Source organism: Spirosoma sp. KNUC1025, from assembly GCF_045160025.1.
In the GTDB taxonomy this organism is placed as follows: domain Bacteria; phylum Bacteroidota; class Bacteroidia; order Cytophagales; family Spirosomataceae; genus Spirosoma.
Genome location: NZ_CP087139.1, coordinates 6,408,452 through 6,421,968, shown reverse-complemented (window position 1 = coordinate 6,421,968; position 13,517 = coordinate 6,408,452). Strand labels below are relative to the sequence as shown.

General features: G+C 48.2%; 14 protein-coding genes and 1 pseudogene. 10 read left to right on the top strand and 5 right to left on the bottom strand.

The window, feature by feature from the left end; translation table 11 throughout:
- Together LN737_RS28150 and LN737_RS28145 are read right to left on the bottom strand one after the other, a co-directional pair.
- A complete protein-coding gene (locus LN737_RS28150; protein ID WP_405514162.1) occupies positions 1-1,059 on the bottom strand; it encodes a sensor histidine kinase in 1,059 nt (352 codons plus the stop codon).
- Positions 1,056-2,105, bottom strand: a complete 1,050-nt coding sequence (locus tag LN737_RS28145) for a sensor histidine kinase (protein WP_405514160.1) — start codon at positions 2,103-2,105, stop codon at positions 1,056-1,058. The genes LN737_RS28150 and LN737_RS28145 overlap by 4 nt, the downstream gene beginning before the upstream one ends.
- A 269-nt stretch (positions 2,106-2,374) precedes the next feature.
- Here LN737_RS28145 and LN737_RS28140 point away from each other — a divergent pair, with 269 nt between their 5' ends.
- Both LN737_RS28140 and LN737_RS28135 read left to right on the top strand, forming a co-directional pair.
- Positions 2,375-2,863, top strand: a complete 489-nt coding sequence (locus LN737_RS28140; RefSeq protein WP_405514158.1) for a TlpA disulfide reductase family protein — start codon at positions 2,375-2,377, stop codon at positions 2,861-2,863.
- A 6-nt stretch (positions 2,864-2,869) separates the two neighbouring features.
- The gene (locus LN737_RS28135; RefSeq protein ID WP_405514156.1) at positions 2,870-3,490 is read left to right on the top strand and encodes a thioredoxin family protein; all 621 of its coding nucleotides are present in this window, start codon (positions 2,870-2,872) and stop codon (positions 3,488-3,490) included.
- A gap of 66 nt (positions 3,491-3,556) precedes the next feature.
- Here the strand turns inward: LN737_RS28135 and LN737_RS28130 are convergent, their stop codons facing one another.
- A complete protein-coding gene (locus LN737_RS28130) occupies positions 3,557-5,218 on the bottom strand; it encodes a M28 family metallopeptidase (RefSeq protein WP_405514154.1) in 1,662 nt (553 codons plus the stop codon).
- A 168-nt stretch (positions 5,219-5,386) separates the two neighbouring features.
- On the opposite strand from LN737_RS28130, the gene rihA reads away from it, so the two are divergent.
- The gene (rihA, locus tag LN737_RS28125; protein ID WP_405514152.1) at positions 5,387-6,325 is read left to right on the top strand and encodes a pyrimidine-specific ribonucleoside hydrolase RihA; all 939 of its coding nucleotides are present in this window, start codon (positions 5,387-5,389) and stop codon (positions 6,323-6,325) included.
- A gap of 155 nt (positions 6,326-6,480) precedes the next feature.
- Here the strand turns inward: rihA and LN737_RS28120 are convergent, their stop codons facing one another.
- A complete protein-coding gene (locus LN737_RS28120) occupies positions 6,481-7,050 on the bottom strand; it encodes a hypothetical protein (protein WP_405514150.1) in 570 nt (189 codons plus the stop codon).
- A gap of 132 nt (positions 7,051-7,182) precedes the next feature.
- On the opposite strand from LN737_RS28120, the gene LN737_RS28115 reads away from it, so the two are divergent.
- The 6 genes and pseudogenes from LN737_RS28115 to LN737_RS28090 all read left to right on the top strand — a co-directional run bounded on the left by LN737_RS28115 (position 7,183) and on the right by LN737_RS28090 (position 11,859).
- On the top strand, positions 7,183-7,761 hold the full coding sequence (locus LN737_RS28115) for an NUDIX hydrolase (RefSeq protein ID WP_405514149.1): 579 nt from the start codon (positions 7,183-7,185) through the stop codon (positions 7,759-7,761).
- 127 nt (positions 7,762-7,888) lie between these two features.
- The gene (locus LN737_RS28110; protein ID WP_405514147.1) at positions 7,889-9,070 is read left to right on the top strand and encodes a pyridoxal phosphate-dependent aminotransferase; all 1,182 of its coding nucleotides are present in this window, start codon (positions 7,889-7,891) and stop codon (positions 9,068-9,070) included.
- Between the two features lie 41 nt (positions 9,071-9,111).
- Positions 9,112-9,519, top strand: a pseudogene (locus tag LN737_RS28105) (GxxExxY protein).
- 50 nt (positions 9,520-9,569) lie between these two features.
- Positions 9,570-10,427 carry a prephenate dehydrogenase gene (locus LN737_RS28100; RefSeq protein ID WP_405514145.1) on the top strand — a complete coding sequence of 286 codons (858 nt, stop codon included), beginning with the start codon at positions 9,570-9,572 and terminating at the stop codon, positions 10,425-10,427.
- Positions 10,428-10,533: 106 nt separating this feature from the next.
- Positions 10,534-11,412, top strand: coding sequence for an aldo/keto reductase (locus LN737_RS28095; RefSeq protein ID WP_405514144.1), 879 nt, complete (start codon positions 10,534-10,536; stop codon positions 11,410-11,412).
- A gap of 96 nt (positions 11,413-11,508) precedes the next feature.
- Positions 11,509-11,859, top strand: coding sequence for a hypothetical protein (locus LN737_RS28090; protein WP_405514143.1), 351 nt, complete (start codon positions 11,509-11,511; stop codon positions 11,857-11,859).
- A gap of 93 nt (positions 11,860-11,952) precedes the next feature.
- Here the strand turns inward: LN737_RS28090 and LN737_RS28085 are convergent, their stop codons facing one another.
- Positions 11,953-12,408 carry a PA2169 family four-helix-bundle protein gene (locus LN737_RS28085; protein ID WP_405514141.1) on the bottom strand — a complete coding sequence of 152 codons (456 nt, stop codon included), beginning with the start codon at positions 12,406-12,408 and terminating at the stop codon, positions 11,953-11,955.
- Between the two features lie 370 nt (positions 12,409-12,778).
- Here LN737_RS28085 and LN737_RS28080 point away from each other — a divergent pair, with 370 nt between their 5' ends.
- Positions 12,779-13,513 carry a ferritin-like domain-containing protein gene (locus LN737_RS28080; protein ID WP_405514139.1) on the top strand — a complete coding sequence of 245 codons (735 nt, stop codon included), beginning with the start codon at positions 12,779-12,781 and terminating at the stop codon, positions 13,511-13,513.
- Positions 13,514-13,517: the final 4 nt, after the last annotated feature.

The window sequence follows — 13,517 nt, the reverse complement described above, 5'->3', positions numbered from 1 at the left end:
TTAAAATAGAGCCGGTGAAACCATTACGGACTCTTCCTGCAGGAGCGGCACACTGACAACAAACCAGCCATCGCCTTCGTCAATCCGAACCGCATCCTGCCCCAGCAGTTTATACTTGGCTACCAGATCTGTCAAACCGGCTCCGGTTCTGTCGACACGTAGGTTTTTCCGCTGAAGCGTGTTCTCTACGCGGAGCCAGCCGTCGGAAGTTGTACTGATTCGAATACGTAAGGGTTTGTCTGCCAGAATAATGTTGTACCGAACGGCATTTTCGACCAGAACCTGCAGAGTTAGGGGCGGAATCAACCAGTCGTTGAAAGAATCATCCACAGCCATATCAAACTGGATACCCTTCTGATAACGAGTTCGCAGCAGGTGAAAATAAGCCTCAATAAAGGCTACTTCTTCCCGTAACGGCACCAGGCGTTGTTCGCCTGCCTGCAGCAGATACCGAAAAACACTGGTCAACTCATCCAGAAATTGATCGGCCAGGCGCGGATCTTCGTTGATCAACGACGAAAGGGAATTAAGGCTGTTGAACAGAAAGTGCGGATTGACCTGACTCTGCAACGAAGCAAGCTGGCTCTGGATCGACATTTTCTCCAGATCGCTGGTTTCGACCGTAGCACGCTTCCATTCACGTAGCACGTACGTACCTTCGTAGACAGTAAAATAGATGAAGTGGTAGAAAACCTGGATGCCAATGGTTCGGCTGAACTCTACGGCCGTTGTAAAATATAAAAACTGCCCATCGATCAAAAACCGGACAGTATGGCGCATGAGCCAGGCAAAGAATACCAGCACAGGCAGGGCGGCCAGCAACCACAGAAGCCGACGGCGGGTGTTGGCTAATCCCGGATACCGATGTTGAATACGAAGCACGACCCAACGGGCAATCTGCCAGCAGACCAATCCAGCCGACAGCGCGATGGAATCATTGTACATCAGCGTTTTTAACGGCAGTATCGTGTACCAGTCGAGCCGAAAAAACAAGGCTACGAAAGCATACAGGCCCACTGGACCAAGCCAGCGGAGATAAGTGTCGTCAATCGGTTTCATGAACGAATCGGCACGGTGTGGTGATTTTCCAGCAACGGTAAACTGACGATAAACTCGCCATCACGTTCCTGTATCGATAAATTGTCCTTGCCCAGCAATCGATATTTAGCCGCAATGTTGGTCAGACCGACTCGATTTGATAAGACGGGCGTCTTCTTTCGCTGAAGGTTGTTGCGGACAACCAGCGTATTGCCATGACTTTCAATCACGACCTGTAAGGGTTGCTCAGGCATCATGATATTGTGCTTCACCGCATTTTCCAGGAGCAACTGTAACGTTAGGGTTGGGAGTTTGCGATCCAACTGCGCTTCATCTACCCGAACCTGTAAATCAAGACTTTTGCCGTACCGGGTTTTTAGTAAATGAAAATACGACTGAATAAAGCGCAGTTCATCCTGCAACGTAACCGATTCGCTGTCATTGGCCCGGAGCAGATACCGATAGACGCTGCTGATTTCATCGACCACTTCCTCTGCCTGCTGCGGGTTTTCGTAAATCAGCGACGATAGGGAATTAAGGCTGTTAAACAGAAAGTGCGGATTGATCTGACTTTTTAACGTATCGAGCTGATACTGAAGCCGATCTTTCTTGAGTCGCTCGTTACGTTCATACGTCTGTTGCCAGGCCCGCATTACGTAGACTCCTTCATAGATGACGAAATAAATAATGTGAAAGAAAATCTGAATACCCAGCGAATAGGTGTAATCGGACAGCGTAGGCCAGAAATTTCGTTCACCATTAAACGCCATGTGCCCCAATTGACGGACAAGCCAGCCGATATTGATGAGCACAGGTAACAGTAAAGTCATCCAAATCAACCGACGGCGGGTTCGCGCCAGACCCGGATACTGCTTCTGTAGCCGGTGTATGACCCAGCGGGTGAGGTTCCAGCAGAAATACCCGGAGCTTATGGCAATTAGCTCACTTCGCAATAAAGTACTGGTGGGCAGCTCCAGTAGCCAGTTCAGGCGAAAGAATACCACTCCGATCAGAAACAGGATCAGAGGTCCAACGATACGTAGCTTTCTGTCGTTGAAGGTATTCAAAGTCAATTCAAATTGGTTTCGGCTGAGTAAAGATAATAACTGCAACAGGATGTGCCTGACTTCGACGGGTTAAACTGGGAAAAAGCGCATTAAAACAACGACTATAAAGATTAAAAATCAGATAACATAGGCAGTAGGCTATTCGTTACGTTTACTAAGAGTTATCGACTGAATTGTTTGATTTATACCTGTTTACTCTTTTTATAGAGGCTAATGAGCAAAAGCCCGATTCCAGGATCAGTTGATATAAAATTTAATGGGTTACCGCAATGAGAACGGCTTTAGGCGTAGTGTGGATTATGGGTTTATTAGCGGGTGTTCCAGCCAGAAGCCAGTCGGTATCTATCGTCAAAGTTGATCGGTTGCAGCAATTAATAAACCGTCCCAATGATACGTTGTATGTCGTAAATTTCTGGGCTACCTGGTGTGCGCCCTGCGTAAAAGAACTCCCTCAGTTTGAAGCGCTGCGGCATCGTTATGCTACAAAAAAACTGAACGTACTGCTGGTGAGTCTGGACGACAAAAAGACGTTGGACACAAAAGTCTCGCCGTTTATTCGTACTCGAAAAATAAAGTCAAAAGTTGTGTTGCTGGATGAATCAGACCTCAATACGTGGGTTGATAAAGTAGCGCCTGAATGGTCGGGTGCGCTGCCCATGACACTGATTCTTAGTCAGAAACGTAACGTCCGGCAGTTTATCGGAAAGCCGGTGAAAGAAGGAGAGCTTGACTCAATTATTAACCAGTACAAACTTTAATCAACCATGAAAAAAAGCCCAGTCATTTCTGTGTTTGTGTTGCTGCTGACAGTGACTCTGATGAGCGCCCGGTATGCGTCGGATGGGTATAAAGTCGGCGATGTGGTTCAGGATTTCAAGTTGAAAAACGTAGATGGGAAAACGGTTTCTCTGGCCGACAATAAGGGCACCAAAGGCTATATCATTGCCTTTACCTGCAATACCTGCCCGGTTGCCAAAGCCTACGAAAGCCGTATCATGGCGCTTAATGAGCAGTTCGCTCCCAAAGGATACCCCGTTGTGGCTATCCAGTCGAATGATGCCCAGCGGTCGCCCGGCGATTCGTATAATGCCATGCAGCAACGGTCTAAAGCCAGCAACTATGCGTTCCCCTATCTGTACGATGATACACAGGCCGTGGCCCGCGCTTTTGGTGCCACCAACACACCGCATATGTTTGTGGTCAAGCGGGAGGGAGATCAATTCCGGATTGCTTACATTGGTGCCATCGACAACAACCAGTACGACGCGGCAGCCGCCGATAAGAAATACGTTGAAGCGGCTGTAAATGAACTGCTTGCTGGTAAACCCGTAACAACTCCGTCAGCAAGAGCGGTTGGCTGCGGCATTAAATGGAAAAGCGTTTAAGTGTGGTTATTAGTCACTGGTCATTAGTCATTATACTAACAGCCAATGACCAGTGACTAATAATGTTCATTCGCTTATCTTTCCAAACTTAGTCCCGAAAAAGTCGCTTTTGTTCCAGGCTGGCCGTTGGTCACTCTGAGCCGTCAGGTAGGCCGTCAGAAATTGCAGTTGAGCGTGTTTAGCCGCTGCGTTGAAATCAAATGGCTGGTTCATGTCGTCCTGGGGCGAGTGGTAAATGGTGGCCCGCCATTCCAGGTTTAGTTTGGTACCGTTTAGATTAGGATTGCCCGTTTCAGAACCGCTTTTGATGAAAAGAGCAGGAATACCCTGTCGAACAAAGCTGAAATGATCGCTGCGCATAAAAACGGTTTGCTCCGGAATGGGGTCCGGGCTGATTTTCACGCCCAGAAACGTAGCGGCCTGTCGAACTTCCTGATTTAAACTGGAGTGCTCGGCCCCATAGGGAACAATGTCGAGCAGCGGATGGAAAAAGAAGGGCATGTCCAGCGCCAGATTGGCGACGATTTTTTCTTTCGGTACGGTTGGATTACTGGCAAAATAATCAGAACCTAACAAGCCCATTTCTTCACCCGTTACGCCCACAAACAGTATGGACCGACGGGGTGCTTTGGGTAAAGCTGCAAATAACCGCGCCATTTCCAGATTGATCGCTACGCCCGATGCGTTATCGTGGGCACCGTTGTAAATCGAATCACCTTTTACCGGCCGACCCACACCCAGATGATCAATGTGAGCAGCACAGACAATGTATTCGTTTTTCAGAACGGGGTCAGAACCGGGGAGTACGGCCACTACATTATATCCGGGAACATCTTCCACTACGTCGGTTTGCGTTTGCATGCGTACCGAAACGTTTAACGGGAAAGCCTGCGGACGGTTCTTCTGGGCGTTGGCAATGGCATCTTTTAGTGACGTACCGGCGCTGGCAAAAAGCAATCGTGCCGTTGAGTCGCTGAGCGAACCGGCACCCCTCAGCTCTGGATACGTACGTTGCGGTTTTCCGGCTTTGTCGAGCCACCGATAAATTCCCTGCCGCGCTCGCGGAGCGGCTGTTTCAATACGATTTCTAAGATCGGCGGGCAAGCTAAAGGCCAACGTAGCAATGGCTCCATGCGCTGCTGCATTTTCCGCTTTCGACGACGAATAATACGCCCGCTGATTGGATGGAAATGAGTTCGGCGCTCCATTCAGAATAGCCACAATCTTTCCTTTTACATCTATCCCTGAATAGTCGTCATACTGTAATTCGGGGGCAGTTACGCCGTACCCTACAAACACAACGGGAGCGGTTACGTCGCTGCTGGCGTGGTCGGGGGTAGGGTTCAGAATAAACTGCTTACCATACGTAAGGGGCTGTTCGTGCCCGTTTGTGATTAAAGTCAGCGAACTACTGCCCTCCCGTACCTGCCACCGCCGTAAGGGCACATCCTGACGATACGTACTGTTTTCGCCCGCTGGTTTCAGGCCCAGTTTTTTAAACTGGCTGATAACGTAGTCGGCGGCCATATCGAAGCCTTTTGTACCGGGTTTACGCCCCCGCAGCGAGTCATTGGACAGAATCCGCATGTGGTTACGGATAGCCTCCGGCCGAACCGATTGAACAACGCGTTGGGCTTCCACAGGTACAGCGTCTGATTGCGCAGTTAGCGTACCTGCACTGGATAGGCCAATACATAACGTAAGTAAATAAGAGGTTGAGAAATGCATGATAGTAGGTTAGAAGTGCCGAAACCAGTAGCTAAGATAATTGCCGACCAAGATTAATCGATGGTTTCAGTAGCTTTTAAAATTTTGTCGATGCGCGTCGGAGGCAGACAGTATATTTGCCGCCTGTTTAAGCGGCATAAACCAGCGGCTCCCTTTACCTGACAGATTATGAAGAAATTACCCATACTTATTGATTGCGACCCTGGCCACGATGATGCCGTCATGCTCATGCTGGCCGTTGGCAGCAACGCATTCGACATTAAAGCCATTACAACGTCGGCGGGCAACCAGACGCAGGAAAAAACACTGAAAAACGCGCTCAGACTCAAAGCGTTACTTAAGACGGATATTCCGATTTATAAAGGTTGTGAGAAACCACTTTTTCGCGAACTGATCATTGCCGATCAGGTGCATGGAGAAATGGGAATGGATGGCCCCGTTCTACCCGAACCTGAGCTAACCTACGAGCCAGTCCCAGCGGTTGAAGCAATGGCGAAAATTCTGGCCGACAGTTTGGAGAAAATAACCATCGTACCCACCGGCCCTTTGACGAACATAGCTACCCTGCTGCTGGCTTATCCGCATTTGAAACCGAAAATTGACCGTATTTCTCTGATGGGTGGGGGCGCTTTTCGGGGAAACATCACACCAACCGCTGAATTCAACATTTACGTCGACCCCGAAGCTGCAGCCGTTGTTTTCAATTCGGGCGTACCCATAACTATGTGCGGGTTAGACGTAACGCATAAGGCGCTGGTTTTTCAGGAAGATATTGAGCGGTTCAGGGCTGCGGGCAATCAATGCGGGAAAGTGATTGCGGAGTTGATGGATTTCTTTTCCATCTACTACCGCCGGGAACGCCCCGAATTGAATGGGGGAGCCGCCCTTCATGATCCCTGCGCCATTGCCTGGCTGATCGATCCGTCGATATTTACCTCAAAAACCTGCCACGTCGATGTTGAGGTAATGGGAACCTTAACCGTGGGAACAACCGTCGTCGACTTCTTCGATGTGCTGAAAAAGAAACCGAATGTGGAACTGGTTTATGACATCGACCGGGAACGATACATCAATTTGATTTACGAGTCAATTAGAAGGCTTCCATAAAAAGCGGTTTGCCTGCATGGTACGTTGGTGCAGCCCGGTTCTGGTGGTGAAGTCAGGTTTCTCAAAACCGACTTAATATGATTCGCTTGATTTCCAAACCAGATTAGTGTCGGATTCTCCAATCCGACACCACCACAGAAACCAGTTTGATCTACTTAAAACCACGGTCGGCGAACTTTGAATGATCTTTTCAGACCACTAATCAGCAGGAACGCACCCACAACGCCAAAAATGATGGCCAGTATAGTGATGTGCAGAATGGCGAATAACACTGCCACCAGAAGGACAATGACCGACGCTTTGAGTTTCCAGCTGATACGTTGCCACCAGTTCAGCTCTTTACGTAATGGCATGCCCAGGCTCTGCCGAATTTTGTTGCCGAGTTTCAGTTTCTTCTTAGGCTCCGGCTGTTTATCCGTCGTTTGGGTCGATGCCGATAAAAGCGATTGAATATGGCGCATCCGCCCTGCAACCTGCGAATGGGTAGAGGATACAGGGGCACGGTTAAGATCGGCGCTGGCGCTTTGATTAGTCGGGACAACAGCAGGCAAGGTGGCCAATTCTATAGAATCTGGTCGTACAGGTTCCGGCGAAACAGCTGCCTGCTCAACGGGTAACCGGTCAAAAACCGGGCGAGGCATGGGTTGAAAATAAGCAACGGGACGATGGCAGGACGAAAGAAATAAACTGATAACAGCAACAAAAAGAATAACTGTGTTTTTCATCAGGCTCTGAGTTGGACAAGCAACATTTGCAGGGCAAAAGTCCACTCTACAACGAATCGGAGAGGGTGGTTAATATGATTTGCTTAAAAAAGTGAGTGAATTAGTCCGCCTGGTGTACCTACCTTTGTGGCTATGACTCCCGAAAATGATCCCCAACCCTGGCAGGTCGATACGTCTGAATACATTCATCAATTGCCCTGGTTTACCGTTCGAAAAGAAGCCATTCGAATGCAGAATGGCGGTGCTATTCCCAACTATTTTGTGTTTGAATACCCCGATTGGGTCAACGTAGTAGCCGTTACCACCAACGGTGAATTGGTGCTAATCAGGCAGTATCGGCATGGCATCGGCGATGTGCATTACGAACTTTGCGCGGGTGTCATCGATCCCGGCGAAGATCCTCTTGTGGCTGCCCAGCGCGAGCTGCTCGAAGAAACTGGTTTTGGCGGTGGACACTGGCAACTCCTGATGACCATCTCGGCTAATCCGGGCACGCACACCAATCTGACATACGCGTACCTGGCTACGGATGTTGAACCCATCCGGGCGCAGCACCTGGAAAAGACTGAAGAAATTACGGTACACATTGTTTCGCCAAAACGGGCTCTGGAAATTGTTGATAAGGGCGAAATGATTCAGTCGTTGCACGTAGCGCCCCTGCTGAGGTACTTTCTAAGCCGCTCTACGCCTGCAAGTGCCGGAGTGGAATGATTGATAGAATTAAATCGGTCATATAGAAAGGACTAACAACATTGATTCACCCGCTATCTTTGCAGGCTGATTTGCATGGGCAATGCACTTGTAGATCGTTAGCATCCTTTAAATCCCGGTTCAGAAATTGATTATCCCTCTTGCTCACCGCGCTGATCAAACGCAGGAATACTATTTTTCGGTTAAGCTAGCCGAAGTCCGTCGCCTGGTGGCGGCTGGTCACGACGTTATTAATCTCGGCATCGGTAATCCCGATCTGATGCCCTCAGTCAATACAATCGACGCCCTTATTCGGTCGGCACAGCAGCCGACGTCTCACGGCTATCAACCCTATAAAGGCACTCCGGGGCTTCGGAAGGGTATTACCCGGTTTTATGACCATACCTATGGCGTTACGCTTGATCCCGACACCGAAATTTTGCCGCTTATCGGCTCCAAAGAGGGCATTACGCATATTTCGCTTACGTTTCTGAATGATGGCGATGGCGTACTGGTGCCGGAACTGGGTTATCCGGCCTATCGGGCCGTAAGCAGTATGGTCGGTGCTACTGTGCGGGAATATCCCTTACTGGAGCATGATGGCTGGCAGCCCGATTGGGAAGCCATGACGGATTTAGTTGCGGGCTCGCCCACCCGTACAAAAATCATCTGGATGAACTATCCCCATATGCCCACGGGTGCTCCGGCAACGCGTGCCTTGTTTGAACGGGCCGTCCGATTTGCACACGACCATCAGATTCTTTTAGGCCACGACAATCCTTATAGCCTAATACTGAACAAAAAACCGCCGATTAGTCTGCTGTCGGTCGATGGTGCAAAAGACGTAGCGGTAGAACTAAATTCACTTAGCAAATCGCACAATATGGCGGGCTGGCGTATCGGCTGGATGGCGGGTGCCAGGTCGTATGTCGATGCCGTGCTGACGATTAAGAGTAACGTCGATTCGGGCCAGTTTAAGCCGCTCATGGACGCTGCAGCCGAAGCGCTCACCAATTCGGACGCCTGGCATCAGGAACGTAATGCCGTGTATCAGGGACGACTAAATGCCGTTCACGCCTTACTGGATGCTCTCAACTGTACGTATTCCACCGATCAGGAAGGTTTATTCATCTGGGCCAAACTGCCGGATACCGTTGAATCGGCGGAAGCGCTGGTTGACGATTTGCTCTATAAGAAGCATGTGTTTATTGCGCCCGGATTTATTTTCGGTCCTAAGGGAAATCGGTACGTGCGGGTGTCGTTGTGTATGCCTAAGGAACGTATTGAAGAAGCGGTAGGGCGTCTGAACCAGGATTTTAGCATGATTTGACTGATTGAACAGGATTTATTGATTTGATCTCAGCTTTTTGCATGAGCAGTATACAAACTCGAAGTGCCTTGTCAATTAATGACCTTACTGGTAAAATAATTGGCTGCTCGATGGAAGTATATCGGTCGTTAGGTAATGGTTTTCAAGAGGTTATTTATCAACGCGCTTTAGCTGTTGAACTTAAGTAGAATAACATAAACTTTGCTCGTGAATTTGAAATGCCGGTATTTTACAAAGGCGTACAGGTTGGGACAAGGCGCGTAGATTTCTTAATTGAGGATAGGTTATCTGTTGAACTAAAAGCGCTCCTAGCCTTGGATAATATTCATTTGGCCCAAGGCAAAAATTATTTAGAAGCCTATAATCTTCCGACGGGTTTATTAATCAATTTTGGCGCTCCCAGCCTAGAATACAAACGTTTATTTAATAACAAATACAAGATCAAATAGCAGGTACAAAAATCTTGTCCATCGTTTAAATCTTGTTAAAATCCCGGTTCATGACTATTAGTATCATAGGAATAGGCTTGTTAGGCGGTTCGTTTGCCCTGGCCATACGTGAGAAATACCCTAAAATGCGGTTCATTGGTGTCGATACGTCGATGGTCAATGGGCAGCTGGCACTGGCAAAGGGAATCGTTGACGACGTATTGCCGTTGTCCGAAGCTGTTGCCCAAAGTACGTTAGTTGTGCTGGCAACACCCGTTAATGTGATCATCGACCTATTGCCTACCGTACTGGACCATCTGCCACCAGACGCTACCGTCGTTGACCTGGGCTCAACCAAAGAACTGATTTGCGCCATTGCCGATGCGCACCCGAAGCGGGCGCAGTTTGTAGCAGCCCATCCTATGGCGGGTACCGAAAATTCGGGGCCAGGTGCCGCTTTTCGGGAACTCCTGCCTGGTAAAAATCTCATCATCTGCGACCAGGGAAAAAGTAATCGCGACAGCCTGACGCTAACAGAAAGTCTGTTTCGGGATGCGGGCATGAAATTGTTTTACATGACGCCCAAAGAACATGACCTGCATCTGGCCTATGTTTCGCACCTGAGCCACATCAGCGCGTTTGCCTTAGGGCTGACTGTGCTGGAAAAGGAAAAAGATGAACAAGCCATTTTCGATATGGCCAGTACGGGTTTTAGTTCGACGGTACGACTGGCTAAAAGCTCTCCGCAGATGTGGGCACCTATTTTTGACCAGAACCGAATCAACGTGTCCGACGCCCTGGCCGCTTATATCGAATTTCTTCAGCAGTTCAAGCAGGTCATTGACGATCAGGACGTAACAACTTCCCTCGATTTCATGCAACGGGCCAATGTAATTCGACGCGTGCTGGACGGAATCGAAAAGCGATAAATGAAAAGTTAATCCAGTAGCCTATACAAAAAGCGTTTCGGTTTGTTTATAGAAGACGCAGGACTGATAAAATAAGCCTGTTTTGATTCAACAACTATTAACGCGTATGCAAGCTACTGAACAATCTGCCGGAAAAACGCTGGCAGCACAGGCGGGAACCATCACCATTGGCGGTGATCTGACTGTTAATCGAATGGCCTACGGAGCCATGCGGATTACGGGTGACGGTATCTGGGGACCTCCCAAAGATCATGACGAAGCAATTCGTGTGTTGAAGCGGACGCTTGACCTGGGAATCAACTTTATCGACACTGCCGACAGCTACGGTCCGTATGTTTCGGAGGAACTCATTGCGGAAGCCCTCCATCCGTATCCAGAGGGGCTGGTAATTGCAACCAAGGGTGGTTTACTCCGCACCGGGCCTAATCAATGGCCGGTTGATGGAAGCCGGAAACACCTGGAAGAAGCCTTGGATGGAAGCCTGAAACGGTTGAAGCTTGATCAAATTGATTTATACCAGCTTCATCGATTCGACAATAAAGTGCCTGCCGAGGAGTATCTTGGGTTTTTGCAGGAGGCTCAGAAAAAGGGGAAAATCAAACATATCGGCCTATCGGAAGTAGGTATTGACCAGATTGAACAGGCTAAAGAATATTTCGACGTAGTGTCCGTACAAAACATGTACAATTTCGGCGAGCAGCACTGGAATGACGTACTGAAATACTGCGAAAAAAATGACATTGCCTTTATTCCCTGGTTTCCGCTAAATGCCGGTAATGTAGCGGCTGAAGATGCGATAAAACGGGTAGCAGCCCGACACGGAGCGACGGATTATCAGATCGCGCTGGCCTGGTTGCTGGCGGCATCGCCCGTTATGCTCCCCATTGCTGGTACTTCATCGGTCAAACACCTGGAAGAAAATGTGCAGGCAGTAACCATTAAGCTCACGGATGAAGATCTTCAGGATATGCCCTTGCCGAAATAAGCCCTAGGATTGTCAGTTTATGGGATACACAGACTTTATTTTCACGTATCCCGTAAGCTGACAACTAGACTAAGCACTAACCCAAACTAAATCCTTATGGCACTACAGACTAAACAAGACCCACAGCAGCTGTTAGCCACGACGCTACGTCGATTACAGCAGGATGCCGAACACGTAAGTCCTGTTGATGAACTAATTAACCAATGGAGTGAAGCGCTGGGGGAGGGTAATCTGACCCTCGAATATATAGCCGATGAGTTGTTTTCATTCAAGCAGGCGCTGGCTGAAAAGAAAGCAGCAAAAATCGCCAGCTCATTGCATACACTCAGTAAACTAACCAAACAGGCGGCCAATGAAGCTTCCGATGTCGGGCTTGTTGGGCAACTGCTGCAATTAGCGGAAGTGCTAGAAGGCTTGTCAATACAGGCTGCGAAGGCATCCCATTAATCAATAGATTGCCGGACTGATAATTAATAATCCAGTTCAACAAAAAAGGGGATTGATACGTATCAATCCCCTTTTTTGTTGAAAAACCTATGCTTACGAGACTTTCTCAAGCGCCTTGATTTTGTCGAAAGAAGCTTTCAATTCGCTCAGTTGCTTCTGCAGATCTTCTTTGATATAAGCCGGGATGTGATCCTTTGAGATAGCGTCTTCATACGCTTCTACGGCTGCGTTCTCGCCAAACTCTACTGAGCTTAACACCGAATCGCGGTCTTTTCCGGTCAGCGCGGATTTAATGTCGATCCAGGCACGGTGCAACTTACTCGTTACGTCCGTAGAGGTTACGTCCGTAACCGCCAGGCCATCGATGCGTACAATGTGGTCTGCAAGCTGACTGCGGAAGTTCTGGCTCTGGATTACGTAATGCCGGAATAGGTCGTCCAGATCGGCATCTTTATTGTCTTCAATGGCTTTTTCGTATCCCTGGATACGGTCATTATTGATCTTCACCAGATCATTCAGATCGTCAACAATTTCCTTATTGGTTATCATAATCGTTAATGTCAAGAGTAATGAATTTGATAAGTATAACCGCCCTGACAGGTAATTGTTTGTTCAGCAAAAGGAAAATGATCGTTGTGAATATCTCATGACAATCTTATAAGCATATGGCTGGATTTGGTGTGAACGCCCGGAACGGTCATATGTTTTAGTCTTTATCTGAGGAATGGGTAACTTAAGCTTAATAAAATTATATTTTCTATAATTTCTTTCGTAGGCGGTTGATTTTGGACCATTCAATCGGTAATGCCTGATAATGGCAAGAAATTTCTAAAAGGCACAAAACCAGAAATGCTTTCGGCTCGTAGTTATTGCAATTCTCCCGATGAACGGCAGAAAGCTCACTTAACTATTTATCTCAATGGAAAAACTACCCCAAGACTCGGCTCAAATCAGCCGTATGCTTACGGGCAAAGAATCGGCACGACTTGGCCGCCGTATCTTTATGCGTTACATTGGAGCAACAGCAGCTGCCGGTGTTGCCCTGAGTGCCTGCCACAGCGAAATGAATGACTTTTCTCCAAGAGGTGCTGCGCGGGCTGGTGACGTAGTTGACCTTGGCGATCTTGAAACAAACGATGTCGCCATCCTGAATTATGCGTATGCCCTGGAACAATTGGAAGCTGCGTTTTATACGCAAGTCATCATGACTCCTTATAAGGGCATGACCGACAAAGAATACATGATCCTTAAGGACATTAAAGAACATGAAATCGCTCACCGTGAATTGTTCAAAACTGCTTTAGGAGGTGCCGCTATTCCAGGTCTGACACCTGATTTTAGTTCAATCGACTTCATGAGCCGTGATTCGGTACTGTCAGTTGCGCAGACTTATGAAAACGTTGGTGTGTCGGCTTACAATGGTGCTGGCAAATTCATTAAGAGTGCCGATTATTTAACGCTTGCCGGAAAGATTGTATCCGTAGAAGCACGTCATGCGGCTGTCGTTGCGACATTGATCGCACCCGATTCAACCATGTTTGCTCCTGATTCTATTGTTGACATGAATGGCTTAGATATGGTACGGTCGTTCAGACAGGTATTAACCCTGGTGGGTCCGTTCATCAAAGAGAAAGTAAACTTTAACGCTGCATAAGCTA

Excerpts from the sequence above, each read along its gene's own strand:
- LN737_RS28150 (WP_405514162.1), bottom strand. The coding sequence starts at position 1,059 with ATGAAACCGATTGACGACACTTATCTCCGCTGGCTTGGTCCAGTGGGC.
- LN737_RS28140 (WP_405514158.1), top strand. The coding sequence starts at position 2,375 with ATGAGAACGGCTTTAGGCGTAGTGTGGATTATGGGTTTATTAGCGGGT.
- LN737_RS28135 (WP_405514156.1), top strand. The coding sequence starts at position 2,870 with ATGAAAAAAAGCCCAGTCATTTCTGTGTTTGTGTTGCTGCTGACAGTG.
- LN737_RS28130 (WP_405514154.1), bottom strand. The coding sequence starts at position 5,218 with ATGCATTTCTCAACCTCTTATTTACTTACGTTATGTATTGGCCTATCC.
- rihA (WP_405514152.1), top strand. The coding sequence starts at position 5,387 with ATGAAGAAATTACCCATACTTATTGATTGCGACCCTGGCCACGATGAT.
- LN737_RS28120 (WP_405514150.1), bottom strand. The coding sequence starts at position 7,050 with ATGAAAAACACAGTTATTCTTTTTGTTGCTGTTATCAGTTTATTTCTT.
- LN737_RS28115 (WP_405514149.1), top strand. The coding sequence starts at position 7,183 with ATGACTCCCGAAAATGATCCCCAACCCTGGCAGGTCGATACGTCTGAA.
- LN737_RS28100 (WP_405514145.1), top strand. The coding sequence starts at position 9,570 with ATGACTATTAGTATCATAGGAATAGGCTTGTTAGGCGGTTCGTTTGCC.
- LN737_RS28095 (WP_405514144.1), top strand. The coding sequence starts at position 10,534 with ATGCAAGCTACTGAACAATCTGCCGGAAAAACGCTGGCAGCACAGGCG.
- LN737_RS28090 (WP_405514143.1), top strand. The coding sequence starts at position 11,509 with ATGGCACTACAGACTAAACAAGACCCACAGCAGCTGTTAGCCACGACG.
- LN737_RS28085 (WP_405514141.1), bottom strand. The coding sequence starts at position 12,408 with ATGATAACCAATAAGGAAATTGTTGACGATCTGAATGATCTGGTGAAG.
- LN737_RS28080 (WP_405514139.1), top strand. The coding sequence starts at position 12,779 with ATGGAAAAACTACCCCAAGACTCGGCTCAAATCAGCCGTATGCTTACG.